The sequence below is a fragment of the Bartonella sp. AD328YNZD genome, from assembly GCF_042196425.1.
Map to the genome: position 1 here is coordinate 1 of NZ_JBHIQG010000843.1, position 568 is coordinate 568.

1 protein-coding gene is annotated in these 568 nt (G+C 33.1%); it reads left to right on the plus strand.

Annotated features, from left to right (window positions below; all coding sequences use genetic code 11):
- Positions 1-78: 78 nt before the first annotated feature.
- Entirely contained in the window at positions 79-408 is a 330-nt protein-coding gene (locus tag ACFIO3_RS15360; protein ID WP_375704810.1) for a hypothetical protein, read from the plus strand.
- The last annotated feature ends 160 nt before the right edge of the window (positions 409-568 follow it).

Here is a 568-nt window from a genome sequence, read left to right on the forward strand (position 1 = left end):
ACGCTTCTGTACGGTCCATTTTGAGGCAAATAAACCCATTGGTAAAGTTATGGATTTAGATAGGGGATATTAAACCAGATGTTTTTAAAAAAACGTAAACAGAAGGGGGGGAAAAAGTTTGTTGCAACAGCGGTTGGATATGCACCATGGGGATTAGGGGTAGCAGAGTATTTTTACAATCTTTACGAATATGATGATGGTACAAGAGAATATGAAGAATTTGACGGTGGTCAGTATCATGAGATACCTGAGAATGTTGATTACAGTACCAAGGCGCAAGTGAAAGCTTGGATATATGGGGGTGGTATTCCGAAAAGCGTTCTCAATTACGAACCTCTCATAGATGAGATCAATAAAGAGATCAAAAAATTATCAAAAACCGCAGGAAATAAATATGTTTACAGATAAGCAGCTAAGAGCCTTGTTTGGTATTATAATTTTTATATTTTTATGCTTTTTAGAAATTAAAAAAAATCCCTATTTTATCCAAGGTATTTTGATATTTGCATCTTTTGGTTTGATAATAATAACAAATATTTTTGTAATTTTATGCAATTCTCATATTCCT